General features: G+C 71.6%; 23 protein-coding genes. 13 read left to right on the forward strand and 10 right to left on the reverse strand.

Going from position 1 to position 25102, the window contains the following annotated elements; translation table 11 throughout:
* Positions 1-70 precede the first annotated feature (70 nt).
* From HMPREF2833_RS08670 to HMPREF2833_RS08680, 3 genes are all read right to left on the reverse strand, one after another.
* The gene (locus tag HMPREF2833_RS08670) at positions 71-961 is read right to left on the reverse strand and encodes an alpha/beta fold hydrolase (RefSeq protein WP_246829104.1); all 891 of its coding nucleotides are present in this window, start codon (positions 959-961) and stop codon (positions 71-73) included.
* 137 nt (positions 962-1098) lie between these two features.
* Positions 1099-1989 (reverse strand): formyltetrahydrofolate deformylase, encoded by an 891-nt coding sequence (gene purU / locus HMPREF2833_RS08675; RefSeq protein WP_070637638.1) that lies wholly within the window; start codon positions 1987-1989, stop codon positions 1099-1101.
* 267 nt (positions 1990-2256) lie between these two features.
* Positions 2257-2757: a nucleoside deaminase gene (locus HMPREF2833_RS08680; protein ID WP_070637460.1), complete on the reverse strand. Its 501-nt coding sequence runs from the start codon at positions 2755-2757 to the stop codon at positions 2257-2259.
* A gap of 113 nt (positions 2758-2870) precedes the next feature.
* Here HMPREF2833_RS08680 and HMPREF2833_RS08685 point away from each other — a divergent pair, with 113 nt between their 5' ends.
* Positions 2871-3434: a P-loop NTPase family protein gene (locus HMPREF2833_RS08685; protein WP_070637461.1), complete on the forward strand. Its 564-nt coding sequence runs from the start codon at positions 2871-2873 to the stop codon at positions 3432-3434.
* A 127-nt stretch (positions 3435-3561) separates the two neighbouring features.
* On the opposite strand, the gene HMPREF2833_RS08690 is transcribed toward HMPREF2833_RS08685, so the two are convergent.
* Complete coding sequence (locus HMPREF2833_RS08690) at positions 3562-5211, reverse strand: thiamine pyrophosphate-binding protein (protein ID WP_070637462.1); 1650 nt, start codon at positions 5209-5211, stop codon at positions 3562-3564.
* A complete protein-coding gene (locus tag HMPREF2833_RS08695) occupies positions 5208-6653 on the reverse strand; it encodes a sodium:solute symporter family protein (RefSeq protein ID WP_070637463.1) in 1446 nt (481 codons plus the stop codon). The genes HMPREF2833_RS08690 and HMPREF2833_RS08695 overlap by 4 nt, the downstream gene beginning before the upstream one ends.
* Positions 6654-6846: 193 nt before the next feature.
* On the opposite strand from HMPREF2833_RS08695, the gene speB reads away from it, so the two are divergent.
* From speB to HMPREF2833_RS08710, 3 genes are all read left to right on the forward strand, one after another.
* A complete protein-coding gene (gene speB / locus HMPREF2833_RS08700; protein WP_019310800.1) occupies positions 6847-7884 on the forward strand; it encodes an agmatinase in 1038 nt (345 codons plus the stop codon).
* The gene (locus HMPREF2833_RS08705) at positions 7884-9065 is read left to right on the forward strand and encodes an aminotransferase-like domain-containing protein (RefSeq protein WP_070637465.1); all 1182 of its coding nucleotides are present in this window, start codon (positions 7884-7886) and stop codon (positions 9063-9065) included. The genes speB and HMPREF2833_RS08705 overlap by 1 nt, the downstream gene beginning before the upstream one ends.
* A 197-nt stretch (positions 9066-9262) precedes the next feature.
* Entirely contained in the window at positions 9263-9763 is a 501-nt protein-coding gene (locus HMPREF2833_RS08710) for a MarR family winged helix-turn-helix transcriptional regulator (protein WP_070637467.1), read from the forward strand.
* Positions 9764-9904: 141 nt separating this feature from the next.
* Here HMPREF2833_RS08710 and HMPREF2833_RS08715 read toward each other — a convergent pair whose 3' ends face one another.
* On the reverse strand, positions 9905-10519 hold the full coding sequence (locus tag HMPREF2833_RS08715; RefSeq protein ID WP_070637469.1) for a malonic semialdehyde reductase: 615 nt from the start codon (positions 10517-10519) through the stop codon (positions 9905-9907).
* A 122-nt stretch (positions 10520-10641) separates the two neighbouring features.
* Between HMPREF2833_RS08715 and HMPREF2833_RS08720 the strand changes: the two genes are divergently transcribed.
* The gene (locus HMPREF2833_RS08720; RefSeq protein ID WP_047978916.1) at positions 10642-11265 is read left to right on the forward strand and encodes a LysE/ArgO family amino acid transporter; all 624 of its coding nucleotides are present in this window, start codon (positions 10642-10644) and stop codon (positions 11263-11265) included.
* 39 nt (positions 11266-11304) lie between these two features.
* Positions 11305-12402: a polyprenyl synthetase family protein gene (locus HMPREF2833_RS08725; RefSeq protein WP_070637471.1), complete on the forward strand. Its 1098-nt coding sequence runs from the start codon at positions 11305-11307 to the stop codon at positions 12400-12402.
* Positions 12403-12482: 80 nt separating this feature from the next.
* Here HMPREF2833_RS08725 and HMPREF2833_RS08730 read toward each other — a convergent pair whose 3' ends face one another.
* Genes HMPREF2833_RS08730 through HMPREF2833_RS08740 form a run of 3 tightly spaced genes read right to left on the reverse strand, consistent with a single transcriptional unit; the run spans position 12483 to position 16243 of the window.
* Complete coding sequence (locus tag HMPREF2833_RS08730) at positions 12483-14027, reverse strand: dihydrolipoamide acetyltransferase family protein (RefSeq protein ID WP_070637473.1); 1545 nt, start codon at positions 14025-14027, stop codon at positions 12483-12485.
* 3 nt (positions 14028-14030) lie between these two features.
* On the reverse strand, positions 14031-15041 hold the full coding sequence (locus HMPREF2833_RS08735) for an alpha-ketoacid dehydrogenase subunit beta (RefSeq protein ID WP_070637475.1): 1011 nt from the start codon (positions 15039-15041) through the stop codon (positions 14031-14033).
* The gene (locus HMPREF2833_RS08740; RefSeq protein WP_070637478.1) at positions 15041-16243 is read right to left on the reverse strand and encodes a thiamine pyrophosphate-dependent dehydrogenase E1 component subunit alpha; all 1203 of its coding nucleotides are present in this window, start codon (positions 16241-16243) and stop codon (positions 15041-15043) included. The genes HMPREF2833_RS08735 and HMPREF2833_RS08740 overlap by 1 nt, the downstream gene beginning before the upstream one ends.
* A 430-nt stretch (positions 16244-16673) precedes the next feature.
* Here HMPREF2833_RS08740 and HMPREF2833_RS08745 point away from each other — a divergent pair, with 430 nt between their 5' ends.
* The 3 genes from HMPREF2833_RS08745 (at position 16674) to HMPREF2833_RS08755 (ending at position 19493) form a co-directional block, all read left to right on the forward strand.
* On the forward strand, positions 16674-17129 hold the full coding sequence (locus HMPREF2833_RS08745; protein ID WP_019310788.1) for an Lrp/AsnC family transcriptional regulator: 456 nt from the start codon (positions 16674-16676) through the stop codon (positions 17127-17129).
* Positions 17130-17267: 138 nt separating this feature from the next.
* On the forward strand, positions 17268-18725 hold the full coding sequence (locus HMPREF2833_RS08750; protein ID WP_070637480.1) for a tryptophan-rich sensory protein: 1458 nt from the start codon (positions 17268-17270) through the stop codon (positions 18723-18725).
* A gap of 105 nt (positions 18726-18830) precedes the next feature.
* Positions 18831-19493, forward strand: a complete 663-nt coding sequence (locus tag HMPREF2833_RS08755) for a CPBP family intramembrane glutamic endopeptidase (protein ID WP_059281568.1) — start codon at positions 18831-18833, stop codon at positions 19491-19493.
* A gap of 171 nt (positions 19494-19664) precedes the next feature.
* Here HMPREF2833_RS08755 and HMPREF2833_RS08760 read toward each other — a convergent pair whose 3' ends face one another.
* Positions 19665-20294, reverse strand: a complete 630-nt coding sequence (locus tag HMPREF2833_RS08760) for a TetR/AcrR family transcriptional regulator (protein ID WP_244246333.1) — start codon at positions 20292-20294, stop codon at positions 19665-19667.
* Between the two features lie 161 nt (positions 20295-20455).
* Between HMPREF2833_RS08760 and HMPREF2833_RS08765 the strand changes: the two genes are divergently transcribed.
* The 4 genes from HMPREF2833_RS08765 to HMPREF2833_RS08780 all read left to right on the forward strand — a co-directional run bounded on the left by HMPREF2833_RS08765 (position 20456) and on the right by HMPREF2833_RS08780 (position 25072).
* Positions 20456-22030, forward strand: a complete 1575-nt coding sequence (locus tag HMPREF2833_RS08765) for a DUF3533 domain-containing protein (protein ID WP_070637485.1) — start codon at positions 20456-20458, stop codon at positions 22028-22030.
* A 56-nt stretch (positions 22031-22086) separates the two neighbouring features.
* Positions 22087-22653, forward strand: coding sequence for a DUF4870 domain-containing protein (locus HMPREF2833_RS08770; RefSeq protein WP_070637487.1), 567 nt, complete (start codon positions 22087-22089; stop codon positions 22651-22653).
* A 195-nt stretch (positions 22654-22848) separates the two neighbouring features.
* Positions 22849-24162: an NRAMP family divalent metal transporter gene (locus HMPREF2833_RS08775; protein ID WP_180956142.1), complete on the forward strand. Its 1314-nt coding sequence runs from the start codon at positions 22849-22851 to the stop codon at positions 24160-24162.
* A 127-nt stretch (positions 24163-24289) separates the two neighbouring features.
* The gene (locus tag HMPREF2833_RS08780; RefSeq protein ID WP_070637491.1) at positions 24290-25072 is read left to right on the forward strand and encodes a putative hydro-lyase; all 783 of its coding nucleotides are present in this window, start codon (positions 24290-24292) and stop codon (positions 25070-25072) included.
* Positions 25073-25102: the final 30 nt, after the last annotated feature.

The following is a 25102-nucleotide window of genomic DNA, read 5'->3' on the forward strand; positions in this document are numbered from 1 at the left end:
CGGCTTCATTGGTACCACGGACCGGGGCATCACGGCCCGCGGTCGCTGCGGTCGGCGGTGGCGACGGTCGTCACGGCCCCAGGTGCTCGAGCACCGGGGGCAGCAGCCGTGGCACCACCAGGGGGTGCACCTGGTGCCCCATGCCCGGGACGCTCACGAAGCGGGCTCCGGCAACGGCCTCGGCGGTGGCGGGGCCGCCGTCCGGGCGCACGATCCTGTCGCGGTCCCCGTGGATCACCAGCGTGGGCGCCGTGATTTGGCTCAGCGCCTCGGTGCGGTCCCCGGACGCGCGGATGGCGCCGATCTGACGCCGCATGGCTGCGGTCTCCTGGCGCGGGTCCAGGCTGCGGTCCCAGTGGGCCGCCGCGAGCCGCCGCTCGTGCGCCCGGTCCACGGGGAAGCCGGTGCCCGCGAGGTGGCGGGCCATCACGAGCCGTGAGGCGATGAACGCGCCCCGGGTGCGTGCGCCGGGCAGGGCCAGCATGGCGGCCGTGGACGCTGCAACCGTTCCCACCGACGGCGCGCCCGTGGTGGAGCACAGGGAGACCAGCCGCCGCACCCGCCGGGGGTGGTGGGCCGCGAGGGACTGGGCGATCATCCCACCCAGGGAGAACCCCAGGACGTCCGCGCAGTCCACGTCCAGTGCCTTCAGGGTGTCGGCGACGTCCCGGGCCATGTTCTCCACGGTGTACTGCCCATCGGGCAGGTTCCCGCGCAGCAGCTGCCGGGCAGTGGGGGAGGCCGAGGACGCACGGAAGGACCGGCCCACGTCCCGGTTGTCGATGCGGATCACGCGGTGACCGTGCTCGCACAGTCCGGTCACGAACTGTTCCGGCCACGAGGTGAGGTCGAAGCCGATCCCGGTCACCAGGACCAGGGGCCTGCCGGTGTCCGGGCCGTCCGTGCGGACGCACATGAACCGCTCGGGGTCCAGATGGACGACACGCTCTTCGCCGTCCACCCCGGGAGGGCGCACGGGGGCGGAGGGCGGAGCGGGAGGTGCCGCGGCGTCGTCGTGGTGGGCGGTGGTTCGGCGGCTGCCCGCAGGGCCCGGCCTGCCCGGTGGAACGGGGAACCGAGACCGTTGCCCGGCCGCCGTCACCGCAGGACCACGGTCTTGCCCTCGTGCAGGATCACCCGGCCCTCGCAGTGCCAGCGGACGGCGTCCGAGAGCGCCTTGCACTCGGTGTCCCTGCCCGCGGCCACGAGGTCCTCCGGCCCGTAGGCGTGGTTCACCTCCACCACCTGCTGGGCGATGATCGGCCCCTCGTCCAGCTCAGCGTTGACGTAGTGCGCGGTGGCGCCCACGGTCTTGACCCCGCGCGCATAGGCCTGGTGGTACGGCTTGGCGCCCTTGAAGGACGGCAGGAACGAGTGGTGGATGTTGATCACCCGGCCCTCCATCCGGGTGGCCAGGGAGTCGCTGAGTACCTGCATGTACCGGGCGAGCACCACCAGGTCCACCTCGAAGCGGTCCACGAGCTCCAGCAGCCGCGCCTCCGCCTCCGGCTTGGTGTCCTTGGTGACGGGCACGTGGAAGAACGGGATGCCGTGCCACTCCACCAGGCGCTGGTGGTCCAGGTGGTTGGAGACCACGGCCACGATCTCCACCGGCAGCTCCCCGGTGCGGGCGCGGAAGAGCAGGTCGTTGAGGCAGTGCTCGAACTTGGAGACCATCACCAGCACGCGGCGCCGGGCCCGGTGCTCGTGCAGCTCCCAGCGCATCCCGAACCGCTCGGCCACCGGGGTGAGATCACGCCGCAGGGCGTCCTCGGACAGTGCGCTGCCCTCCAGAGGGGCCATGTGCACGCGCATGAAGAAGTGGCCCAGGCGGCGGTCGTCGTACTGGGTCAGCTCCACGATGTTGGCACCGTGCTCCAGGAGCACACCGCTCACGGCGTGCACGATCCCCGGCTGCTCGGCGCAGTCGAGGGTCAGCACCAGTTCGGTGGGGCTGGACTCGCTGGCGGGAACCGCTCCGGACGTCATGGGCTGCGGGATGCTCACGGGTTCTCCTCGTGCTCGGTCGGTGGTTCGGAAACGGGTCGGTCGGAGCCGCAGCCCGCGCTCGTCCCAGGGGACGTCGTGGGGAGGCGAACCCGGTCATGGCGCCTGGCACCAGGTGCTGCGGGCGGCGTGGGGGAGGTGCGCGGCATGATCTGCCGCCGCCCCTCACCTGTGCGCCGCAGCCGCACCTGTACGGGCCCCAGTGTCGTGGACACTGCCCGTCCCACGGGGGAGGCGCGCGGGTGCGAGTCAGTAGTCGGTACGGTCCGGGTTCGCCTTCCAGGCCTCGAAGGGCTCGGTGCAGTTCTCCACGGACTTGTGCTCCACGGGAAGCATGGCGTCCCGCTGCTCCCGGGACGCTGTGAAGAAGTCGTGGAAGGCGGCGTCGTCGAAACCGCCCTGCGCGGCGTCGTGACGGTCCGCCGCGAAGTAGACGCGGGCCAGCCGGGCCCACAGCGCCGCGCAGAGGCACATGGGGCACGGTTCGCAGCTGACGCAGAGCGTGGCCCCGGACAGGTCGGGCGTGCCCAGGGCAGCGGCGGCCGCGCGGATGACAGAGATCTCGGCGTGCGCCGTGGGATCGTTCTCGGCAGTGACGCGGTTGACCGCGATGAACTCCTGCCCGTCCGCAGTGACCAGCACGGCGCCGAACGGGCCACCACCCTCGGAGGCGCTGCGGGTGGCCGCATCGATGGCGGTGCGCAGGTGCGCGCGGACCGCGTCCTGGCCGGGGGTTTTCTCGGGTGTCATGGGAGTTCCTTTCGCGCGGGGGCGGTGAATGCCGTGGACACTGCCGATGGTGCCACTGCCTGTCGCGGACGGCCCCTCCGGGGCGGCTTCGCCGGGGCGCATAGGCTCACGGCATGGACACTCCCACGCCCGCTCCCCGCCGCATTCTGGTGGCCGGGGTCAGCGGCGCGGGCAAGACCACGCTCTGCCGGGAGATTGCCAGGCGCTCCGGGATTCCCCACACGGAGATCGACGCACTGTTCCACGGTCCGGGCTGGACCCCGCGCCCCGAGTTCGTCGCGGACGTGCAGCGCCTGGTGTCCCAGCCGTCGTGGGTCACGGAGTGGCAGTACGACGCCGCCCGCCCCCTACTCGCCGAGCGCGCCGACACCCTCGTGTGGCTCGACCTCCCCTTCTGGACGGTGACGTTCCATCGTGTGGTACGTCGGACCGTGCGGCGCAGCCTGCGCCGCGAAGAACTGTGGAACGGCAACCGGGAAGCCCCGCTGCGCAGCATCGTCACGGACCCGGAGCACATCATCCGCTGGGCGGTGGCCACACGGAACAGCTGTCGGCACCGCATCCCCGCCCTGGAGCGCACCCACCCGGCCCTGCGCGTGGTCCGGGTGCGCACCCCGCGGGAAGCGCGCGAGTGGGTCGCGGCCACGTGGTCTCGCGAGGACCACGCGGCGGCCTGACTCCCTCCGCAGATACGGCACGCGCTCGTGCGGCAAGGCACCCTGCCCTGGGACAGGACGTGGCCGCCGAACGAGCTGCTCGGCGGCGACGTCGTGCCACGGGCGTGCGCGCAGGGCGCACTGCTGGTCAGATCTTCAGGTGCACCAGGCTCGGGCCCTTCGTGGCGAGCGCCTTCTGCACGGTCTCCGCGAGGGTGTCCATGGTGGCGGGGAACCCGGTGGCGCCGAAGCCCTCAGCGAGCTTCACCCAGTCCGGCTGGACGAGGTCCACGGCCAGGGGGTCGATGTCCCGGTCCACCATGTTCTGGCGGATCTCCCCGTAGCCGCCGTTGTCCACGCAGATCACCGGCAGGTCCAGGTTCAGCTCCACCGCGGTCATGAGCTCCTGGATGGAGAACATCAGGGCGCCGTCACCCACCAGGCACACCACCGGGCGCTCCGGCGCGGCCAGCTTGGCGCCCACCGCCGCGGGCAGCCCGTAGCCCAGCGTGGCGTACGTGCCCATGTAGAGCAACGAGTGCGGCGCGGGCGCGCGGAAGAAAGTGGTGGAACCCATGTAGGTGACCTGGGAGGAGTCACCGGCCAGGATGGTGTCGTCCGGGACCACCTCCATGATGGTCTCGTTGAGCGCGGCGAGGTCCGGCGCCCACTGGCGGCCCTCCTCGTCCATGGCGTCGAAGACCTCGCGCAGGTCGCGCTCGGGGCGTGGCTCGGCGTCGGAGGCCTCGAACGCGGCGCGCAGCCCGTCGAGCAGCTGCGGCACCACCGCGGCGGCGTTGCCGGGGACCTCCACGTCCGGGGTGAGGTTGCACAACATCTGGTCGCGCATGATGTCCACGCGCACGATCGGCCCCTGCGGGGTGATGTCACCGCCCCACAGCTCGGCCTCGCCCACCTTGGAGCCGATCACGAGCAGCGCGTCCGCGGAGCGCAGGAACTCGTGCGCGGTGCTCAGCCGCAGGTCCGCGCCCAGCGAGAGCCGGTGCTTCTCCGGGATCGCGCCCTTGCCGTTGGTCGTGGTGATCACGGGGGCCTCGAGCAGCTCGGCCAGCTCCAGCAGCCGGTCCCCGGCCGCGAGCGAGCCGCCGCCGGCCAGGATGACCGGGCGCTCACTGGCCGCGAGCGCGGAGACGGCCGCGGCGACGTCGTGCTCCGGGGCGGGCGTGGGCTCGCCGAGGGGACGCGGCGCCGTCGCGGACTCGGGGACGTCAGCCTCGGTCTCGAGGATGTCCAGCGGGATCTCGATGTGGATGGGGCGGGGCCGCGAGTGCGCGAAGTCCCGCATGGCGTCGTGGATCATGGTCACGGCCTCGGCGCCGGAGGTCACGCGGCGGGAGACGCCCACGATCGCGTTGACGGCGGCGGAGGGGTTCTTGGTCTCGTGCAGCGAGCCGATGTCCCGGAAGTCGTGCCCCACGGGGCGCCCCGGGGACAGCAGGATCATGGGCCGGGACTCGGCGTACGCGGTGGCCGCGCCGGACAGCGAGTTCAGCAGGCCGGGCCCGGAAGTGGTGATGACCACCCCGGGCAGCCCGCGCACCTGGGACCAGCCGTCTGCGCCGTAGGACGCGCCCTGCTCGTGGCGTGTGGTGATCGCGGTGATCCCGAGCTCGCGCAGCGGCCGGTAGAACTCCAGCGAGTGGGTTCCGGGGATCCCGAACACGGTGTCGATGCCGTACCCGCGCAGGGTCTCCAGCACGGCCGTGGCCACGGTGCGCTCGGGGCGCGACGCCGCCTGGGTCCCCCCGGTCTCGGGGATGCTGTTCTCGGTGCTCATGCCTTGGACTCCTGGATGCGTCGGTTCCACTCTTCACTGATCTGGGGTGGCGTGGGCCTGGTCACCAGCGACACCACCACGAATACTACGGCCGAGCTGACGAGTCCCAGGTAGATGGGGGCGTTGGCCAGCACGCCAAAGGCGAGCATCCCCGCCACGGTGGCCACCACACCGGCGGCCATGGACCACATGGCCCCGGCCGCGGTGCCGCGGCGCCAGACCAGCCCGCCCAGCACGGCCACGAGCAGCCCGCCCACCAGCAGGTCGTACGCGATGGTCAGGGCCACCACGGTGGAGCTGACCAGCATGGACAGCGCGGTGATCACGAGTCCGACCACCACCACGTACACCCGGTCCTTCGTCACGGAGGCCTCCTCCGAGCGGGCGCGCTCCACGTCCTCGGGGGAGGCCCCGAACAGTCCGCGCAGCGTGGGGACCACGTCCACGCGGGCCACGGTGGCCGCGGCGATCGTGGCGCCGGAGGCCGTGGACATCATGGCTGCGACCCCGGCCGCGAGAACGACCCCGCCCAGGCCGGCGGGCACGTGGTACTGGGCCATGGCCGCAAAGGCCTCCTCGGGCACCTCGAGGGTGGGGAGCACGGCGGCCGCGGCGGTGCCGATCAGGGCGCCGGCCACGCCGTAGACGGCCACGTACCCGGCCGCGGCCAGCCCGCCCCAGCGGGCAACCTTGGGGGAGCGGGCCGTGAACACGCGCTGCCAGATGTCCTGGCCGATCAGCATGCCGAAGCCGTAGACCACGAACTGGGTGACGATCGCCTGGAACCCCATGGACCCAGCGGAGAAGTAGGAGGCGTCCAGGCGCTCGGTGATCCCGGACCAGCCACCCCCGGCCGCGAGGGAGAAGGGCAGCAGGATCGCGAAGATCCCGATGGTCATGAACACGAACTGCATGAGGTCCGTGAGCGTGATGGACCACATCCCGCCCAGCACCGAGTAGGCGATCACCACCACGCCGCCCAGCAGGATGGCCCACGGCCGGGAGATGGGGAACAGCACGGAGAAGATCGAGGCGTAGGCCGCGGTGGAGGTCACGGCGATCATCACGGTGTACGCGAGCATCACGAACGACGACGCCGTGGCGCCACCGCGCGCGCCGTAGCGCAGCTGCAGCATCTGGGAGACCGTGAACACCTTCAGCGACTGGATGCGCGGCGCGAAGAAGAGGCTCAGCACCGCGAGCCCGGTGGCGATGGCCACCACGAGCCACATCCCGGAGATTCCGTACTGGTAGCCCAGCCCCACACCGCCCACGGTGGAAGCACCACCCAGCACCACGGCGGCCATGGTGGAGGTGTAGAGCCCCGCGCCCAGGCGTCGGCCGGCCACGCGGTAGTCCGTGGCGGTGTGCGCGCGGCGTGCGGCCCACAGCCCGATCACCACCATGGCGGCCAGGTACAGCACGATCACGAGCACGTTCACGGAGGTTCTCCTCGGGCAGGGGACAGGGTGCCGCGCGTCCTCGTCCGGCTGCGTTTCCGGGCGGGTGCGTGGCGTTAGGGTTTATGGACCAGGTCACAAAAACTAGCACCGCGACGATCGGTCGCAGCACCAGGGGCCCCAGCGACGCGGCCCCGGACGACGCCCGGACGATCCCGGGACGAGAGGAGCACGGGTGGAACCGGAACGCATTGTGGAGACCAACAGCGCTGGTGAGCAGCGGGTGGGGCCCGTGAACGCAGCACTCACGCCGCGGTGGGCCGGGCCGGCCACGTTCGCGCGGCTGCCCCGCACAGACCAGGTGGAGCACACGGACGTGGCCGTCGTGGGCGTGCCCTTCGACTCCGGGGTGTCCTACCGCTCCGGTGCCCGGTTCGGTCCCAACCACGTGCGTGAGTCCTCCCGCCTGCTGCGCCCCTACAACCCCGCGCAGAACCACTCGCCGTTCGCCAACCTGCAGGTGGCGGACGCCGGGGACATCGTGGGCAACCCGTTCGACATCCCGGAGGCCATCGAGTCGATCGAGGCCGCGGCCAAGGAGCTCATGGGGGACTCCACCAAGGTGGTGGCGATCGGCGGCGACCACACCATCGCGCTGCCCCTGCTGCGCGCCGCGCACTCGCGCCACGGCAAGGTGGCGCTGCTGCACTTCGACGCCCACCTGGACACGTGGGACACCTACTTCGGCGCCGAGTACACGCACGGCACCCCGTTCCGGCGCGCGTTCGAGGAGGGGATCATCGACACCGACGCCGTGATGCACGTGGGCACCCGCGGCCCGCTCTACGGCACGCAGGACCTCGAGGACGACGCGCGCTTCGGCTTCGAGATCGTCTCCTCCGCGGACGTCATGCGCTCCGGCGTGGACGCCGTAGTCGCGGCCCTGCGCGAGCGCGTGGGGGACCGCCCGCTCTACATCTCCCTGGACATCGACGTCCTGGACCCCGCCCACGCTCCCGGCACCGGCACCCCCGAGGCCGGCGGCATCACGAGCCGCGAGGTGCTGGAGATCCTGCGCGGTCTGCGCGGGCTGGACGTGGTCGCGTGCGACGTGGTGGAGGTCTCGCCCGCGTACGACCACGCCGAGCTCACCGGCATTGCCGCCGCTCACGTGGTCTACGAGCTGATCTCCCTGATCAGCCTGGGCGCCGACGCCGCCGCGGACGGTCCCGCGTACGGCATCTCGGGCGCGCGCTACGGAACGGAGAAGTGATGGGCTTCGCATCCCGCGCGGAGGAGTTCCGCCCGTCCCCGGTCCGCGCCGTGTTCGAGGTGGCCCGCGACCCCTCCGTGGTGTCGCTGGCCGGCGGCAACCCGGACCTGTCCGTGCTGCCCGCGGACGCCGTGGGCGACGTCGCCTCCCTGCTGCTGCGCGGGCACGCCGGAGAGATCCTGCAGTACGGCTCGGGCGCGGGCATGGACGGGCTGCGCGAGCTGGTCGTGAAGCTCATGGCCCGCGGCGGGTCCACCGTGACGGGTGCGGACATCCTCCCCACCACGGGCTCGCAGGCCGGGCTGGACCTCGTGACCAAGCTCTACTGCAACCCCGGTGACGTGATCGTGGCCGAGGGGCCCACCTACGTGGGGGCGCTCGGCGTGTTCGGCGCATACGAGGTGGACGTGCACCACGTGGAGATGGATCACGACGGGATGAAGCCGGAGGCCGTGGCCCGGGCGCTCGACGAGCTGGCGGCCCAGGGAAAGCGTGTGCCGTTCGTGTACGCGATCCCGAGCTTCCAGAACCCGACCGGCGTGACCATGCCCGAGGAGCGGCGTCGTGAACTCGTGGAGGTGTGCGCGCAGCGGGACGTGATGATCGTCGAGGACGACCCGTACGCGCTGCTGGCCTTCGACCGCAGCGAACCGCTGCCCTCGATGCACGGCATGGACCCGGAGCACGTGATCCACCTGGGCAGCTTCTCCAAGATCTTCGCGCCCGGGCTGCGCGTGGGCTGGATGGCGGCGCCGCCCGAGGTGCGCGGGCGGCTGCAGATCGCCGCGGAGTCCGTGGTGATCCACCCGTCCAACCTGGCGCAGTCGCTCGTGACCTCCTGGGTGGGCTCCGAGCACTGGGAACCGGCGCTGGACCGGGCCGTTGAGCTCTACAAGGAGCGCTGGACCGCCATGGAGGAGGCGCTCACGGAGTACATGCCGGACTCGGCATCCTGGACCACGCCCTCCGGCGGGTTCTTCACGTGGGTCACCGCGGAGGAGCTGCGGGGCAAGGACATCCTGGCCGAGGCCATCGCCCACGGCGTGGTGCTCGTGCCGGGCTCGGCGTCCTACATGGACGGCCGTGAGTCCAACGCCGCGCGGCTCGCGTTCTCGGGGGTGGCCCCCGCGCGCATCCGCGAAGGGGTCAAGCGCTTCGCGGAGGCGCTGCGGAGCCTCTGACGCTCACGCACCGCGCAGCGTGACGTGGTGGTCTCGGGCGGGACGGGGAAGGCATCCCCTCCCGCCCGAGGTCTGTCCGGGGGACGCCCCGGCGGCCCGCCGGAGGCCTGCTCAGGGAACGACGAGGAATCGTTGCGGGGTCGGTGTGCTCCAGGGCACCGCGATCTCGGCAGGCTGCGGGCCTAAAATACGGAGGCATGGACACCTCCCGCCCCTCCACCCCCGACGTCGACCGCGCCCAGCTGCTCCAGAGCGCGGCTCGCCTGCGGGAGGTGCTGCGCCACGGCGTGTATTTCCTGCGCAGCATGGAAGGGTCCCGGCAGATCACCAGCCAGCAGATCAGCCTGTTGACCATGCTGCGCCCGGGCGGGGTGCGGATGACCACGATCGCCGCGAACCTCGGTGTCCGCACGCCCACGGCCACGCAGGGTGTGGACCGTTTGAGCAGGGCGGGTCTGGTGCGCCGCGATCCCGACCCCACGGACGCCCGCGCCGTGCTGGTGTCCCTCACGCCCGCCGGGGAAGAGGTGCTGGCGCGCGAGGACGAGCGCCGCAACGGCTTCGTCGCGGACGTGCTCTCCACACTGGACGCCCGGGAGGTCGCCGCGCTCGACGCCGCGCTGCCGGTCCTCGCCAAACTCGCCACGGGGGACGGCGGGGCGGGTGCAGAGGCGGCAGGGGTCAGCCGCAAGTCCTGAACGGAACTCCTGGAACCGCGTGGCCCGCAGGGCCGAGGTGCACGACGCCGCTACGGACAGCCGTGGCGCGGACAGCCAGCGCGCGGGCGGCGGTGCCACGGTGGCGGCCCGACCGGCGGGGCCCGGCGGCGTCGTGGCGTCTCAGATGGTCTCGGTGACGTCCTCCACGGCGAAGCGGGGATTGCGCTCATAGCTCGGTGCCTGGGGACGGCCCAGGTTGACCACCACGATGGAGCGCTTGCCCGTGCCCTCGAAGAACTCCCGGTCCACGGCGGGGGCGTCGAAGCCGGTCATGGGGCCCACGGCCAGCCCGGCGGCGCGGGCGGCGATGATGAAGTAGCCCACCTGGATGTGCGCGTTGGCGGTGCCGCTGGACATGCGCAGCTCAGCGTTCTCGTCGTACATGCCCTGCAGGTGAGGGGCCGCGGGGAGGAACTCCGGGAAGCGGGTGTGCCAGTTCTCGTCGAAGGACAGGATGGCGGTCAGCGGAGCCTTGCGGGTCTTCTCCTGGTTGCCGCCGTTCATGTGCTGCACCAGGCGCTCGCGGGCCTCGGGGGACTCCACCCACGTGATGCGCAGGGGCTGGGAGTTGAACGCCGTGGGGCCCATCTTGGTGAGCTCGTAGATGGTGTGCCTCTGCTCCGCGGTCACGGGCTCGTCCGTGAAGTGGCTCGCGGTGCGAGCCGTGGTGAACAGGCGGTCGGCGTCCTCGGTGGTGATGTCGAGGGCGAGCTGCTCGAGGGCGGGGGTGCTCATGGGTGTCCTTCCACGCAGGGGTGCGCGGGCGGCGTCGTACCGCCCGGCAAAATCGTTTCTGGGGAAAGCATACCGCTGGTGTCCCTCGGCGCGGTCCGAATGTCGGGGACGTCACGCCAGGGATGTACCTTGTCCGGGTGACTTCTGCGTTCCTTCCCGGGCTGGTGACCGGCCTGGCCCTGATCGTGGCCATCGGCGCCCAGAACGCGTTCGTGCTGCGGCAGGGCATCCGCCGCGAGCACGTGGGCGTGGTGGTGGCCATCTGCATCGTCTCGGACATCTTCCTCATCGGGCTGGGCACGGCGGGGATCGGGGTGCTCGTCGAGCAGGTGCCGTGGCTGATCAACGCCTTCCGCTGGGCGGGAGTCGTGTACCTCGTGGTGTTCGCGGTGATGTCCTTCAGGTCCGCGCTGAAACCCCAGACCATGGAGGCCGCGGGCAGCGGAGCAGGTTCGCTGCGCGGGGTCGTCCTCGCGACGCTCGCCTTCACGTGGCTCAACCCGCACGCCTACCTGGATGCGGTCCTGATCCTGGGCAACCTGGCCAACCAGCACGGAGAGCAGCGGTGGATCTTCGCGGCGGGCGCGTTCACGGGATCGGTCATCTGGTTCACGGCGCTCGGCGCCGGGGCCCGGGCGCTGTCCCACGTGCTGAACACCCCGCTGACGTGGCGGATCGTGGACGTGGGCGTGGGCCTGGTGATGCTGTTCATCGCGGTGCAGCTCGCGCTGATGCCGGCCGTCTGACCCGGCGTCGGCGCTTGCGCCGTGTGCTGAAATGGACTCATGACGCCCACCTCCTCGTACACCAGCAGCGGGACCGGGCGCAGGTCCCAGGAGTTCACCCCCGCCACAGCGGTGCGCGGGTTCCTGGAGCACTCCCGGCGCCGGGCCGCGGACCTCAGCCCCGGCTACGAGCGCGTGTGGGCCCGGGTTGCGGAGGTCGCGTACGCCGCGGAGGGCCTGCAGCAGGACTTCGTGATGGCCGCGGTGGAGGCCTACCCCGCACGTCCCACCCGCCCGGTGCTCAACGCCGTGGCGGCGGGCTTCGAGCTGCTCAACACCGCCCTGCTGCTGCGCGGCGAGGGGGTGAGCCCCGGAACGGCGATCGGTGCGGCGTCCCCGGGCGACGCAACCGTGCAGTCCCCTCAGCCTGGTGCGGACGAGCACGACGACGCTGCGGCGACCTCCGAGGACTCCGTCCACGACACCTCCCTCGCGAGCGAGATCGCCCTGGCCGCCGCCTACCGCATGGTGGCCACGTCCCACGCGCCGGAGTCCCGGCTGATCAAGCTCCTGGAGATCCTGGACCACTCGGTCTTCCACGCCGCGGCGGGGGAGCGGATCCTGGGCGAGCTCACCCAGCGTGCCGCCACGGTCGGGCACGGCGAGGTGCTGGAGGCCCTGCGGATCGGCAGCGCCGTGCCCTGCTACGAGGCACCGCTGCGCGCGGGTGCTGTGCTGGGCGGCGCCCCCACCGCCCACGTCAACGCCCTGGCGGACACCGGTCGCGCGTTGGGCATGGCCCACGGTCTCGCGCGAGAGCTGCGCCTGGCCGGGCACACGGACCGTGGCCACGGCGCGCGTGAGCTGCTGCGCGCGGACCGCCCCACGGTGCTGGGCACGTTCGTGGCCTCCGGCCCCCACGGCCCCGCGTGGCGCTCCCTGTGCGAGCGCGCTGCGGCGGGCACTCTCACGGACGACGACGCCGCTCACGCCCACGAGCTGCTCGAGCGCTCCGGCTCCGTGCGCGCCGTCGAACGCATGATGGGCACCGCCCGTACACGCTCCGAGCACGCCATGGCTGGCGGGGACCTGCCCCCGGCCCTGGTGGAGCGCCTGCGGGCGTGGGCCGAGCGTGAACTGGGCTCCCCCCAGCGCTGAACCCTACGAACGCCGACGGCGCCCGGGCCGAAGCCCGAGCGCCGTCGTGGTCCTGCCGGGGCGGAGCGCCCCGGTGCGGGTCAGATCTGCGTGAGCGCCCGCACCGGGTTCTCGATGCAGTCCGCCACGAAGCGGATGAAGCCGCCCGCCGCGCCGCCGTCGCACACGCGGTGGTCGAACGCGATGGTCACGGTGGTGACCTTGCGGACGGCCAGTTCACCGTCCACCACCCACGGCTTGTCGATGATCCGCCCGATGCCCAGGATCGCGGCCTCGGGGTGGTTGATGATCGGGGTGGCGCCGTCCGTGCCGAACACGCCGTAGTTGTTCAGCGTGAACGTGGATCCGCTCAGCTGGGCCGGGCTGGCCTTGCCGGAGCGGGCCACCTGGATGATCTCCCGCATGGCGCCGGTCAGCTCCATGGCGCTGAGCTGGTCAGCGTTGCGCAGGTTCGGCACCATGAGTCCGCGCTCGGACTCCACCGCGAGGCCCAGGTTCACGCCCTGCAGGCGCGTGATGGTCCGGGAGCCGTCCTCGGCGGTGTCCACGCGGGCGTTGAGCTGCGGGAACTTCCGCAGCCCGGCCACGGTGAACCGGGCGATCAGCGCGAGCAGGCTCGGCGTGTTCTCCGGGTCCTTGGCCTTGAGCTCGGAGCGCAGCTTCAGCAGCTCGGTGGCGTCCACGTCCACCCACACGGTGGCCTCGGGGATCTCCGTGCGGGAGCGGGTCATGGCGTCCGCAATGGTCTTGCGCACACCCTTGACGGGCTCCTGCGACGCGATCGGCAGCCCGGTGCGGGAGTCGGTCCCGGCGGCCGCCGGGGACGACGCCGCCGCGCCACCACCCCGGGGTGCCGCACCTCCCGTGGCGGCCAGGCCGGTGGGGGCGGGGGCCGCGGGCTCCGCGGCGGACAGGCCCGTGGGGGCCGGCCCGGCGGCGTCGGCGCGCATCCGCTGGTCGTCCACCTGCTCGATGGCCGCGAGGACGTCCTTGCGCATGATCAGACCACCGGGGCCGCTGCCCTGCAGGGCGGCGATGTCCACGCCGTGCTCCCGGGCGAGCTTGCGCACGAGCGGGGAGATCACGGTGGGAGCCAGCCGCGGCGCCTCGGCGAGCGCCTCGTGGGCCTGCCCGGCGGCGTCGGCACCGGCACCCCGCTTGCGGCGGCGTCGGCGGGACGAGGATGCGGCGGAGGTGCCGTAGCCGATCAGCACGTTGCCGGAGGACTCCTCGTCCTCGCCGGCGGTGGGATCGGCCTCGTCCACGGACAGCTCGGCCGAGGGTGTGGTGCCCGCGAGCTCCTCCTCGCGGTAGCTCGCGCCGTGCTCGGCGCCGGGAGCGTCCGCGTCCGTCCCGGAGCCGGCGGGGGCCTCGGGGGACTCCACGCCGTCGGAGATGGAGATCAGCGGCTGGTCCACCAGCATGGTGTCGCCCTCCGCGCCGTGCAGCTTGTGGACCACGCCCTCGAACGGGGTGGGCACCTCCACGGCGGACTTGGCGGTCTCCACCTCCACGATGGGCTGGTCCATGGTGACGGTGTCACCCTCGGCCACGAGCCAGCGGAGGATGTCCGCCTCGGTGAGCCCTTCGCCCAGGTCGGGCAGGTTGAACACATTGATGCTCACGGGTCAGTCCTCCCACTGCAGGTCGTCCAGCGCGTCCAGGATGCGCTCGGAACTCGGGATGTGGTGGTGCTCGAAGGACGGTGAGGGGTAGGGGATGTCGAATCCCGTGACCCGCAGCACCGGCGCGGCGAGCGAGTGGAAGCAGCGCTCCTGGGTGCGCGCGGCGATCTCCGAGGCCACGGACGCGAAGCCCTGGGACTCGGCCACCACCACGGCGCGCCCGGTGCGGCGCACGGAGGCGGCCACGGTCTCGTCGTCGTAGGGGACCACGGAGCCGAGGTCGATGACCTCCACGGACATGCCGTCCTTCGCGGCCTCCTCGGCCGCGGCCAGGCACACCGGCACGGACGGGCCGTAGGAGATCAGGGTCGCGTCGGATCCCTCACGGGCGACGACGGCGTGGCCCTCGCGCTTGGGCAGGTTCCCGTTCTCGTACTGCTCGCGCAGCTCGTCCAGGTCCACCTGCGCGGTGGACCAGTACAGCCGCTTGGGCTCGAAGAACACCACGGGGTCCGGGGAGTCGATGGCCTCGCGCAGCATCACGTACGCGTCCGTCACGGACGCCGGGGTGAAGACCTTCAGCCCGGGGGTGTGCGCGTAGTAGGACTCGGAGGAGTCGCAGTGGTGCTCCACGCCGCCCACGCCGCCGCCGTAGGGGATGCGGATGACCAGGGGCATGCTCAGCTTGCCCCGGGTGCGGTTGTGCATCTTGGCCACGTGGGAGCCCACCTGCTCGAACGCCGGGTACGCGAACGCGTCGAACTGCATCTCGGCCACGGGGCGCATGCCGTTCATGGCCATGCCCACCGCGGTGCCGATGATCCCGGACTCCGCGAGCGGGGTGTCGAAGCAGCGCTCGCGGCCGAAGCGCGCGGTCAGGCCGTCGGTGATGCGGAAGACGCCACCGAGGGTGCCCACGTCCTCACCGAAGACCACGACCTCCCGGGAGGCCTCCATGGCGTCCGCGAGTGCGGTGTTCAGCGCCTTGGCGAAACTGGTTTTCGAAGCGCTCATCACGCCTCCTCTCGGGAGAGCTCGTCCGCGAGCTGGGCGCCCTGCTCGCGCAGCTGGGTGGTGGGTTCGTGGTACACGAAGCGGAACAGGTCCTGCGGGTCCAGCTCCGGCTTGGAGGACATCGCCTCGCGCAGCCGCTTGGCCATGGCCTCGGCGTGCTCGGAAATCTTGCCGGTGACGTCCTCGTCCAGCGCGCCCTGGTCCTGCAGGTAGCGCTGCATGCGGGTGATCGGGTCCTTGGCCACCCACTCGCTGACCTCGTCGCGCTCGCGGTAGCGGGTGTCGTCGTCCGCGTTGGTGTGCGCCTGCATGCGGTAGGTCATGGCCTCCACGAGCAGCGGACCGCCGCCCTGGCGGCACAGCTCGATGCCGCGCCCCAGCACGGAGAGCATGGCCGCGAGGTCGTTGCCGTCCACGCGCTCACTGGCCATGCCGTAGCCCACGCCCTTGTGGGCCAGGGAGGGCGCGCGCGTCTGGGAGGACAGCGGCACGGAGATCGCGTAGCCGTTGTTCTGCACCAGGAACAGCACGGGCAGCTGGAACACGGCGGCGAAGTTCAGGGCCTCGTGGAAGTCCCCCTCCGACGTCGCCCCGTCACCGCACATGGCCAGCGTCACCGTGTTCTCGCCGCGCAGCTTGGCGGCGTGGGCCACGCCCACCGCGTGCAGCAGCTGCGTGGTGAGCGGGGTGGCCTGGATGGAGACCTTGTACTGCTTGGGGTCGTAGCCGCCGTGCCAGTCACCGCGGTAGGTGCTCATGACCTCCAGCGGGTCCACGCCGCGGGACATCACGGCCACGGAGTCGCGGTAGGTGGGGAACAGCCAGTCGTCGTCCTCGAGGCACAGGGCGGCAGCCACCTGGCACGCCTCCTGGCCGTGGCTGGACGGGTACACGGCCATGCGGCCCTGGCGCACCAGCGCCATGTTCTGGTCGTTGATGCGACGGCCCACCACGAGCTTCTCGTAGGCGTTGAGCAGTCGCTCGGTGTCCGGCATGGGGTACTCGTGGCCGGGCTCCTGGCCCTGCTCGGACTCGGGGACGGCGGTGCCGTCCGGGTTGAGCAGACGGATCTCGGAGCTGGCGGGCAGCATGTACTGCTCGGGCGTGATCCCGAAGTTCTTGGAGGCCTCCACCGCCGGATTCACGGGCGGGGTGGGCTCCCGGGTGGCGGACTCGCCACCGGCGGGGATGGGCTCGCTCATGGTGCGTCCCTTTCTTCTCTGGGTGGAACTCGGTGGTGCCGCGACGGCCGCGGGCAGGATCGAGCGGCAACGCGTCGGACACGTCGTCCGGTCAGTATGGGCAATCGGGGCACTCCGTCTCCACACCGGGGGGAATCCGTGGACGGTAGACTCCTCGAAGGGGTTTCCCGTGGACGAATTGCTCGTGAGTGACGGGCGCCATGCGGAAATGTCTTGCACGTCACACCGGGACTGCCGATCCCGAGGTGCCGCCCCGCGCGCACCGGCCCCGGGGCGGCGGCGGGCCGACGCGAGCGGCCCCGGGAACGGGTGGTGCGGCGTCGTCGGCGGGTGCTGCGGCGAGGACCGCGGCAGGGGGCGACGGCGTGCGGTGCTGCCAGCCACGGCGGCGCCGAGACAGGGTCCGCAGACGGCGGGAAAGGTGGAGCGGATGGCGCAGAGCAAGCGCGTGGAGCTGGACGAGACGGACCGGCGGATCCTGGACGAGCTCACGCGGGACGCACGGCAGTCCGTCACGGCGCTCGCGGCCACGGTGCACATCTCCCGCGCCCACGCGTACGAGCGCATCCGCCGGCTGCACGAGCAGGGCGTGGTGCTGCGCTACACCGCGGTGATCGACCCCGCCAAGGCGGGCCTGGAGGCCTCCGCCTACGTGACGCTGCGCCTGAAGCAGAACACGTGGGACACCCTGGGGCCCAAGCTCCGCCGGATCCCGCAGGTGCAGCACGTGGCGCTCGTGGGTGGCACGTTCGACGTGATGCTGCTCGTGCGGGCCCGGGGCACAGGGGAGCTGCGGGACGTGATCTTCGAGCGCATCCAGCCCATGCCCGAGGTGGTGGACACCCAGACGTTCCTGATCTTCGAGGACGTGGACGTGGGTGGCTGAGCCCGGGGGTGTCTCGCCCTGAGCGGAGTCCGTGGCCCAGCCCCTCAGCACGCTGACATACTGGCACCGACAACGGCGGTGCGGCACCGCCTCCGGGTCACCCACCCGGCCACGACACGGACGATGCGGGGACGACACATGAGTGAGAACGCACGGCTGGCACTAGTCACGGGCGCCACGGGCTACATCGGCGGCCAGGTGGCCCAGGAGCTGCTGCGCCGCGGCTGGCGGGTTCGCCTGCTGAGCCGCAGCGCCGAGAAGGTCCGCAACCTGCCCTGGGGGGACAGCGTCGTCGCCGAGGGCCGCTCCGCCGGCCCCGGTGAGGCCGAGGTGGTGGAGGGCAACGCCTCCGAGGCTGCGGACGTCGCACGCGCCCTGCGGGACGTGGACGTCGCGTGGTACCTGCTGCACTCCATGGGGGACTCGGACGACTTCGTGCGCGAGGAAGTGGAGATGGCCGAGACCTTCGGCACCGCCGCGCACGACGCCCACGTGCAGCGCATCGTCTACCTGGGCGGGCTGCACCCGGACGACGAGCCCGTGGACCAGCTCTCCGACCACCTGCGCTCCCGCGTGGAGGTGGGCCGGGCGCTCATGGACTCCGGGGTGCCCACCGCGGCCCTGCAGACCGGCGTGGTGATCGGGGACGAGTCCTCGTCCTTCATCATGATCCGCCACCTCGCGGAGCGGCTGCCCGGTGCCATCGCCCCCCGGTGGGTGCGCAACCGCATCCAGCCCATTGCCGTGGCGGACGTGGTGCACTACCTGGTGGGAGCGGCGGACCTGCCCGCGGACGTGAACCGCACGTTCGATGTGGGTGGGCCCGAGGCCATCGAGTACGCGGACATGCTGGACCAGTACTCCCGCGCCGTGGGCAAGGGCCCGCGGTTCATGATCACCGCTCCCGTGACCACCGCGGAGCTCGCGGCCAACTGGATCGGGCTCGTGACACCCATCGACACCAAGCTGGCCCGGCCCCTGGTGGGCAGCCTGCAGCACGACACCGTGATCCACGAGCGGGACCTGGACGACTACATCGGGGCGCCCCCGGGCGGGCACACCCCCTTCGCGGACGCGGTGCGCGCCGCGGTCACGGACCTGGACCTCAACCGCTGGCGGCGGGTCTTCCTGTCCACCACGGCGGCCGTCGCGGCCACGGCCACGGTGGGCACGCTCGCGAGCGATCCCGGCTCCCGGTGGTACGAGAAGCTGCGCAAGCCGCGCTTCCAGCCCCCGGGCTGGGCGTTCCCCGTGGCGTGGACCGCGCTCTACGCGGACATCGCCGCCATGGGTTCGCTGTCCATCGCGGACCTGGGGGAGGAGGGCCGCACCGACGAGCAGCGGGCCTACATCGCCGCGCTCGGCGTGAACCTGGCGCTCAACGCCGGGTGGAGCATCCTGTTCTTCCACCGCAAGAAGCTGCGGGCCGCGGCCGTGGAGTCCGTGCTGCTCGCGGTGAGCAGCGCGGACCTGGTGCGCCGCAGCGCCAAGGTGTCCCCGGAGAAGGGTGTGGTCCTGAGCCCCTACGCCGGGTGGACCGCGTTCGCCTCCGTGCTCTCCACCACCATCAGCGTGCTGAACCCGCGCCGCAAGTAGCCCGCGGCCCGGTCTGCCGCGCGGCCCGCACGGGCCCGGGCAGTCCCGGGCGGCGGGTCTCGAACATCCCCGACGGATCGCACCGCCGGGCGGAAAGGAACCTCGGTGACGGAACATCGGGTCAGCCCCTACGGGGACACCACGGCGGCCACGCGCAAGCGCACGGTGTGGGTGGTCATCGGCACCGGCCTGGTCGCAGCCGCGTGCCTCGCATGGTCGCTGCGCATTCCCGCGGGGGACCCGTGGTTCTACCCCGCCACGTTCATCCTCGCGGGGGTCTACATCGCGGGCAGCTCGATCGCGATCCGCATGACGGGCGAACGTCTGCCCTGGCGGGTCACCCCGCGGGGCATGCGGGACGCGGTGGTGGGTGGTGTGGTGCTCGCGGTGGTGTTCATCGCCGGCGGTTTCATGGTCCGTTTCATCCCGTTCCTGAGCGAACCGGTGCACGAGCTGCTCAACCACGCCCGGGTGGGAAGCCTGGTCATGGTGGCCCTCACCACCGCGGTCAACGGTGTGGCCGAAGAGGTCTACTACCGCGGGGCGCTGTGGCGGATCCTGCCACGGGGCCGGCGGATCCTCGTGACCACCATCGCCTACACAGCCGTGACCTCGCTCGCGGGCATCCCGCTGCTCGCCCTCGCGGCCGCCGCGCTCGGTGCGTTCGTGGGCTACCTGCGCGAGCGCACCCGCTCACTCGTCCCCGGCATCGTCACCCACCTGATCTGGTCCCTGACCATGCTCTTCGTGCTGCCCTACGTGGTCTGAGCCACCACGACGCCGCACGTCCGGGTTCCACGCCCGCCGCCGGTCTGCGGTGGGTGCGGCCCTCGCCCCCTCTCGGTGCACGGTGGGACCCGCCCCGCGCCGGGACCGCGCCCGGCCGCTCGAGGTGGCCCGGCGGCGTCGTCCCCGGGACGTGGCGCGGGACGGCCGCGCTCAGGCGGGACGGGTGAAGGCCAACCACATGGTGGGGATGACCTGCTGGGCACCGCGCCCCGTCCCGCCCATGGCCATGTGGTCCGTGAGCTGGCCGGAGTAGCTGGTGAGCAGCATGCGGGCCACGTCCCCCGGGGGCACGGTGAACTCGAGGCGCTGGGTGTCGGCCACCCGCACGAGCGCCTGCTCGATGGCCCGGTACACCCGGTCCCGGATGGGAGCCATGCGTTCTCGCGCCTCCGGCGAGCGGAACGCCGCGATGGACAGCTCCACCCGCAGGGCCTGCTGGTTCACGTTCGCCACCTGGTCCGTGACGCCCTCGATGATGCGGGTGACCACCTGGTCCACGTCCAGGCCCGAGCCCAGCCAGTGGTCCAGCTGCGACCCCAGAGTCTCCTCCAGCTGGGTGGCGAGGTCGTCGAACGCGAGGATCGCGAGCTCCCGCTTGGACTCGAAGTTGGAGTAGAACGCCCCGCGCGTGAACCCAGCGGCCGCGCACAGGTCGCTCACGGAGGCGCCGTCGATGCCCTGCTGGGCAAACACGGCCGGGGCGCTGCGGATCAGTTTGAGCCGTGTCGCACTGCGGGAACGCCTGTCCGGCGCGGCCCCGGGTGTGACAGGCTCGCTCAAGAGGGGCTGGCCGTCCCGCCCGAGACCGGCAGCGGGTACGGCGGGTTCTTCTGTCTGATTGCTCACGTGTCCCTCGATTCATCTCCCCTTCTCGATACATCAGTGTATCGTGTTCACCAATCCCAAGACATTCGTGTATCCCTCTGTGCCAGGAGAAACCGGTGACCCCTAAACACGCACCCGCCCACTCGTTCCGGGCTCGGCTCGGCCGTCCGTTCGGCCAGGTCGGGTTCTGGCTGCTGCCCATGCTCGCCATCATCGCGGTGGGAGTGATCGGCACCGCCCTGTACCTGGGCGGGCTGTCCAGCCCCGACAAGAACTTCAAGGAGTTCCCCATCGCCGTGGTCAACCAGGACCAGGGCGCTGAGGTGCCCCAGGCGAACGGCAAGACCACCCAGGAGAACCTGGGCGCGGATCTCGTGAGCGAGTTCGTGGACAAGGCCGCGGAGGACGACAAGATCGACCTGCGCGAGCTGAGCATGGAGGAGGTCCAGGAGCAGCTGGACCGCGGTGAGCTCTACGCCGCCGTGGTGGTACCCGAGAGCTTCTCCGAGGACACGGTGAGCCTGATCGAGGGCTCCCTCACCGAGGGCAACGCCGCGCGCCCCGAGGTCACGGTCTACACCGACCCGCAGGCCGGCTCCCTGGGCACGCGACTGGCCACAGGCGCCGTCGAACCCGGGGTGCAGGAGGCCAGCAAGGCGCTCGGCGAGCAGCTCACGGAGTCCGTGGCTCCCGCCGAGGACGCGGCCTACAACAAGGTGCTGCAGCAGCTGCAGCAGAGCCAGAAGGAGCAGTCCGAGCAGCTCTCCCGCCAGGCCGCCCAGGGTGGTCCCGAGGTGCAGCAGTTCGCGCAGCAGGTGCAGAAGTCCCAGGAGGGCTCTGCCGAGCAGATCGCCCAGGAGCTCGCCCCCACCGTCAGCTCGGTGGCCAAGGACACCCTCAAGGACCCCGTGAACATGGTGTCCAAGGCCTACAACGACCTCCCGGACGGCACGGCCCTGGGCATGAGCGCGTTCTACTACTCCATCCTGCTCCTGGTGGTGGGCTTCTCCGGCTCCGTGGCGCTGAACCTGCTCATGGACGGCCGGATGGGCATGGCGCCCTTCGAGATGGGCCCCTTCTTCAAGGACTACCCCCGCGCGGTCCTGCCCCGTCCGGTGGGCTACCTCATGAAGTGGCTGACCTTCGTGGTGGCCGCCCTGCCCGCGTCCGCGCTCATGATGTGGGTGGCGTCCGCCGTGGGCATGCCCGTGCCCCACGGCTTCCTGGTGTTCCTGCTCGGGTGGCTCGCGATGTCCACGGTCTCCGCGATCGTGCTGGCACTGATCTCCGTGGGTGGCAGCGTGGGCATGCTGCTGTGCCTCGTGTACCTGGTGTTCATGGGCCTGCCCTCCGCGGGCGCCGTGGTCCCGCTCGAGGCGGTGCCGGGCTTCTTCCGGGCCATCGCCCCGTTCGAGCCGCTGCACCACATCTTCACGTCCGTGCGCTCCGCGCTGTTCTTCGACGCGATCCCGGAGGCGGGCCTGACCACGGGCGTGATCGGGCTGTCCATCATGCTGGTGGTCGCCCTTCTGGTGGGTCTGCTCGGCGGCTGGGCGTACGACAAGCGGGTGGGGCTGCGCGGTGCCGACGGCCCGGCCAAGCACAGCGCGGACGTCGCGGTGGCCTCCGCGGAGAAACCCCTCTCCAAGACTGCGGATAACCCCTCCGTGCCGGACGGCGCGTCCGCCTAGGCTGGAGTCAGGACACGACCGGAGAGCCTCCCCGGCTCGAACACCACGGAGATGACATGAGCTACGAACCGCAGCAACCGCGTCCCGACTACCGCTCGCAGGGCCCCACCTGCCGCGGTGGGCCCGACCCCCGCGGTCAGCAGCCCCCGCAGGGCGGCGGCTACGGGCAGGGCCCCCACGGCCAGCAGTACGCGCAGGGCGGGCCGTACACCCAGGGCGGGCCGTACGCCCCGGGCCCGGACGGCTACCGCACGGGCTCCTCGGGGCCCCGGGACGACGAGCGCACCGTGGCCGTGCTGACCCACCTCGCGGGCCCGATCGCCGCCATCGTCTCCGTGGGCTGGCTCGGCTTCCTGGGCCCGCTCATCGTGTGGTTCATCTACAAGGACAAGAGCCCGTTCCTGCGGTCGGCCGCCGCGGGAGCGTTCAACTTCAACGTGACCATGTGGCTCGTCAACCTGGTGGGCTGGATCCTGCTGTTCACGGTGATCCTGGCGCCGATCGGCATCCTGCTGATCGCGGTCTACTGGGTCATGCTCTTCGTGTGCCACATCATGGCCGCGGTCAAGGCCAGCCGCGGGGACGTCTACCGCTACCCCATGCAGCTGCCCATCCTGCGCTGATCCGACGACGCCGCCCGCTCACCCCGGGCGCGACCGTCCCCTCCACCACGAACCGCCCGGGCGGGAGCCGACACGGCTTCTCCGGGCGGTTCGTGCGTGTGTGGAACCCACCCCTGGGCAGATTGTTGAACAACCTGTAGTGTGCAGTGGTCAGCCGCCGTGTGGCTCTGCTCACACCGACCCAGGGATGGATCCATGGCCTCTGCCTCACCACAGCCGCACGACCCCGTGCCGCACGACTCCGCGCCCCGCCGCGATTCCGTGTCGCACCCCGACCTCGAGACGACGGCCCCGGGTGCCACGGCCGCGCAGGGTGCCCCCAAGAACTCCGGCCACCGCAGCGCCCTGCTGGGTGCCATGTTCCTCATGGCCACCAGCGCGATCGGCCCCGGGTTCATCACCCAGACCACCGTGTTCACGGTGCAGCTGGGTGCCGCGTTCGCCTTCGCGATCCTGGTCTCCATCCTGGTGGACATCGCCGTGCAGCTGAACGTGTGGCGGGTCATCGGAGTCTCGGGGATGCGGGCCCAGGAGCTGGCGAACCAGGTGCTCCCCGGGGCCGGGTACGTCCTGGCGGCGCTCGTGTTCCTGGGTGGCGCGGTGTTCAACATCGGCAACATCGCGGGCACGGGGCTGGGCCTGAATGCCATGCTGGGCATGGAACCCAAGCTGGGCGGGGCCATCTCGGCGGTGATCGCCATCCTGGTCTTCCTGTCCAAGCGCGCGGGACTCGCCCTGGACCGGATCGTGGTGGCGCTGGGCGCCGTGATGATCCTCATGATGCTGTACGTGGCCATCGTGGCGGCACCGCCGGTGGGCGAGGCGCTCAAGAACACCGTGATGCCGGAGGAGGTCGACTTCCTGGTCATCACCACGCTCATCGGCGGCACCGTGGGCGGGTACATCACCTACTCGGGCGCCCACCGCATGATCGACTCCGGGGTCACCGGGGTGGACAGTGTCCGCGAGATCACCCGCACGTCCGTGCTGGGCATCCTGGTCACGTGCGTCATGCGTGCGCTGCTGTTCCTGGCGATCTTCGGGGTAGTCGCGAGCGGTGTGGCGCTGGCCGGGGACACCATGGCCGCGGACGCCTTCCGGGCCGCCGCCGGGGAGATCGGCGTGCGGATCTTCGGAGTGGTGCTGTGGGCCGCCGCTCTGACCTCCGTGATCGGCGCCGCGTTCACCTCCATCTCCTTCGTCACCTCCTCCGCGGGCAGTCCCCGCACGCGCAACCTGCTCACGGTGGGCTTCATCATGGTGTGCGGAGTGATCTACCTGGTCCTGGGGCAGGCGCCGCAGACGCTGCTGGTCTTCGCGGGCGCGTTCAACGGCCTCATCCTCCCGTTCGGCTTCGCGATCCTGCTCTGGGTGGGTTGGCGCCGCCGGGACCTGCTCCAGGGCTACCGCTATCCCGGGTGGCTGCTCGTGGTGGGCGTGATCGCGTGGCTGTTCTCCGTGTTCCTGGCCGTCAACTCCCTGGCGGGGCTGTCCAAGCTCTGGGCCTGAGCGCCCGCTCGGCCCCGGTGCGCCGGGAGCCGAGCGGCGGCGTCGTTCCCCAGGCGGACGACGTCGCACGGCACGTTCCCATCGGCGCCTCCCGACCCGCCCCCGCGCAGCCACGAAAGGACACCCCATGGACGAGACCACGCCGACGCCGCATCGGGCCCGACGGCGATTCCGTGCGGGGCTCGTGTGCCCCACCGCGGGGATGGCTCCCGGGCATGCCCAGGCGAACCTCGTCATCGTGCCGCGCGAGCTGGCGTTCGACGTGCTGCTCTTCGCACAGCGCAACCCCAAGCCGTGCCCCGTGCTGGGTGTCCTGGACGCGGGGGAGACCACGGGCCCGCTGCTGGCCGGCGGCGACATCCGCACGGACGTGCCGCAGTACGTGGTCTGGGAGAACGGCGTGGAGGTGGCCCGCCCCGCTGACATCACCCCGTACTGGCGTGAGGACCTGGTCACGGTGATGCTGGGCTGCTCGTTCACGTTCGAGGACGCGCTGCAGGCGCACGGCATCCGCCTGGCCCACATCGACCAGGGCGTGAACGTCCCGATGTACCGCACCTCGCGGCGCTGCGAGCCGGCGGGGCGGCTGTCCGGGCCGCTCGTGGTCTCCATGCGGCCGGTTCCGGCGTCGCAGGTGGCGGACGCCGTGCGGATCACCTCCCGCTACCCGGCCGTCCACGGCGCGCCCGTGCACGTGGGGGACCCCGGGGCACTGGGGATCACGGACCTGGGCTCACCGGACTTCGGCGACGCCGTGCGGATCGCCCCCGGCGAGATTCCCGTGTTCTGGGCGTGCGGGGTCACGCCGCAGGCCGCGGTGATGGAATCGGCTCCGCCGTTCGCGATCACCCACGCACCGGGGCACATGCTCGTCACCGATGCCCGGGACGCCGACTACCAGGTGCCCTGACCACGCCCGGTCGCCCGCCTGGTCGTCCCC

The organism is Kocuria sp. HMSC066H03, from assembly GCF_001812045.1.
Taxonomy (GTDB): domain Bacteria; phylum Actinomycetota; class Actinomycetes; order Actinomycetales; family Micrococcaceae; genus Kocuria; species Kocuria rhizophila.

Bases quoted from the DNA above. Each gene is read 5' to 3' on its own strand.
- HMPREF2833_RS08680 (WP_070637460.1), bottom strand. From the start codon at position 2,757: ATGACACCCGAGAAAACCCCCGGCCAGGACGCGGTCCGCGCGCACCTG.
- HMPREF2833_RS08750 (WP_070637480.1), top strand. From the start codon at position 17,268: ATGAGTGAGAACGCACGGCTGGCACTAGTCACGGGCGCCACGGGCTAC.
- HMPREF2833_RS08725 (WP_070637471.1), top strand. From the start codon at position 11,305: ATGACGCCCACCTCCTCGTACACCAGCAGCGGGACCGGGCGCAGGTCC.
- HMPREF2833_RS08740 (WP_070637478.1), bottom strand. From the start codon at position 16,243: ATGAGCGAGCCCATCCCCGCCGGTGGCGAGTCCGCCACCCGGGAGCCC.
- HMPREF2833_RS08715 (WP_070637469.1), bottom strand. From the start codon at position 10,519: ATGAGCACCCCCGCCCTCGAGCAGCTCGCCCTCGACATCACCACCGAG.
- HMPREF2833_RS08705 (WP_070637465.1), top strand. From the start codon at position 7,884: ATGGGCTTCGCATCCCGCGCGGAGGAGTTCCGCCCGTCCCCGGTCCGC.
- purU (WP_070637638.1), bottom strand. From the start codon at position 1,989: ATGACGTCCGGAGCGGTTCCCGCCAGCGAGTCCAGCCCCACCGAACTG.
- HMPREF2833_RS08745 (WP_019310788.1), top strand. From the start codon at position 16,674: ATGGCGCAGAGCAAGCGCGTGGAGCTGGACGAGACGGACCGGCGGATC.
- HMPREF2833_RS08685 (WP_070637461.1), top strand. From the start codon at position 2,871: ATGGACACTCCCACGCCCGCTCCCCGCCGCATTCTGGTGGCCGGGGTC.
- HMPREF2833_RS08710 (WP_070637467.1), top strand. From the start codon at position 9,263: ATGGACACCTCCCGCCCCTCCACCCCCGACGTCGACCGCGCCCAGCTG.
- HMPREF2833_RS08780 (WP_070637491.1), top strand. From the start codon at position 24,290: ATGGACGAGACCACGCCGACGCCGCATCGGGCCCGACGGCGATTCCGT.
- HMPREF2833_RS08690 (WP_070637462.1), bottom strand. From the start codon at position 5,211: ATGAGCACCGAGAACAGCATCCCCGAGACCGGGGGGACCCAGGCGGCG.
- HMPREF2833_RS08775 (WP_180956142.1), top strand. From the start codon at position 22,849: ATGGCCTCTGCCTCACCACAGCCGCACGACCCCGTGCCGCACGACTCC.
- HMPREF2833_RS08735 (WP_070637475.1), bottom strand. From the start codon at position 15,041: ATGAGCGCTTCGAAAACCAGTTTCGCCAAGGCGCTGAACACCGCACTC.
- HMPREF2833_RS08770 (WP_070637487.1), top strand. From the start codon at position 22,087: ATGAGCTACGAACCGCAGCAACCGCGTCCCGACTACCGCTCGCAGGGC.
- HMPREF2833_RS08720 (WP_047978916.1), top strand. From the start codon at position 10,642: ATGTACCTTGTCCGGGTGACTTCTGCGTTCCTTCCCGGGCTGGTGACC.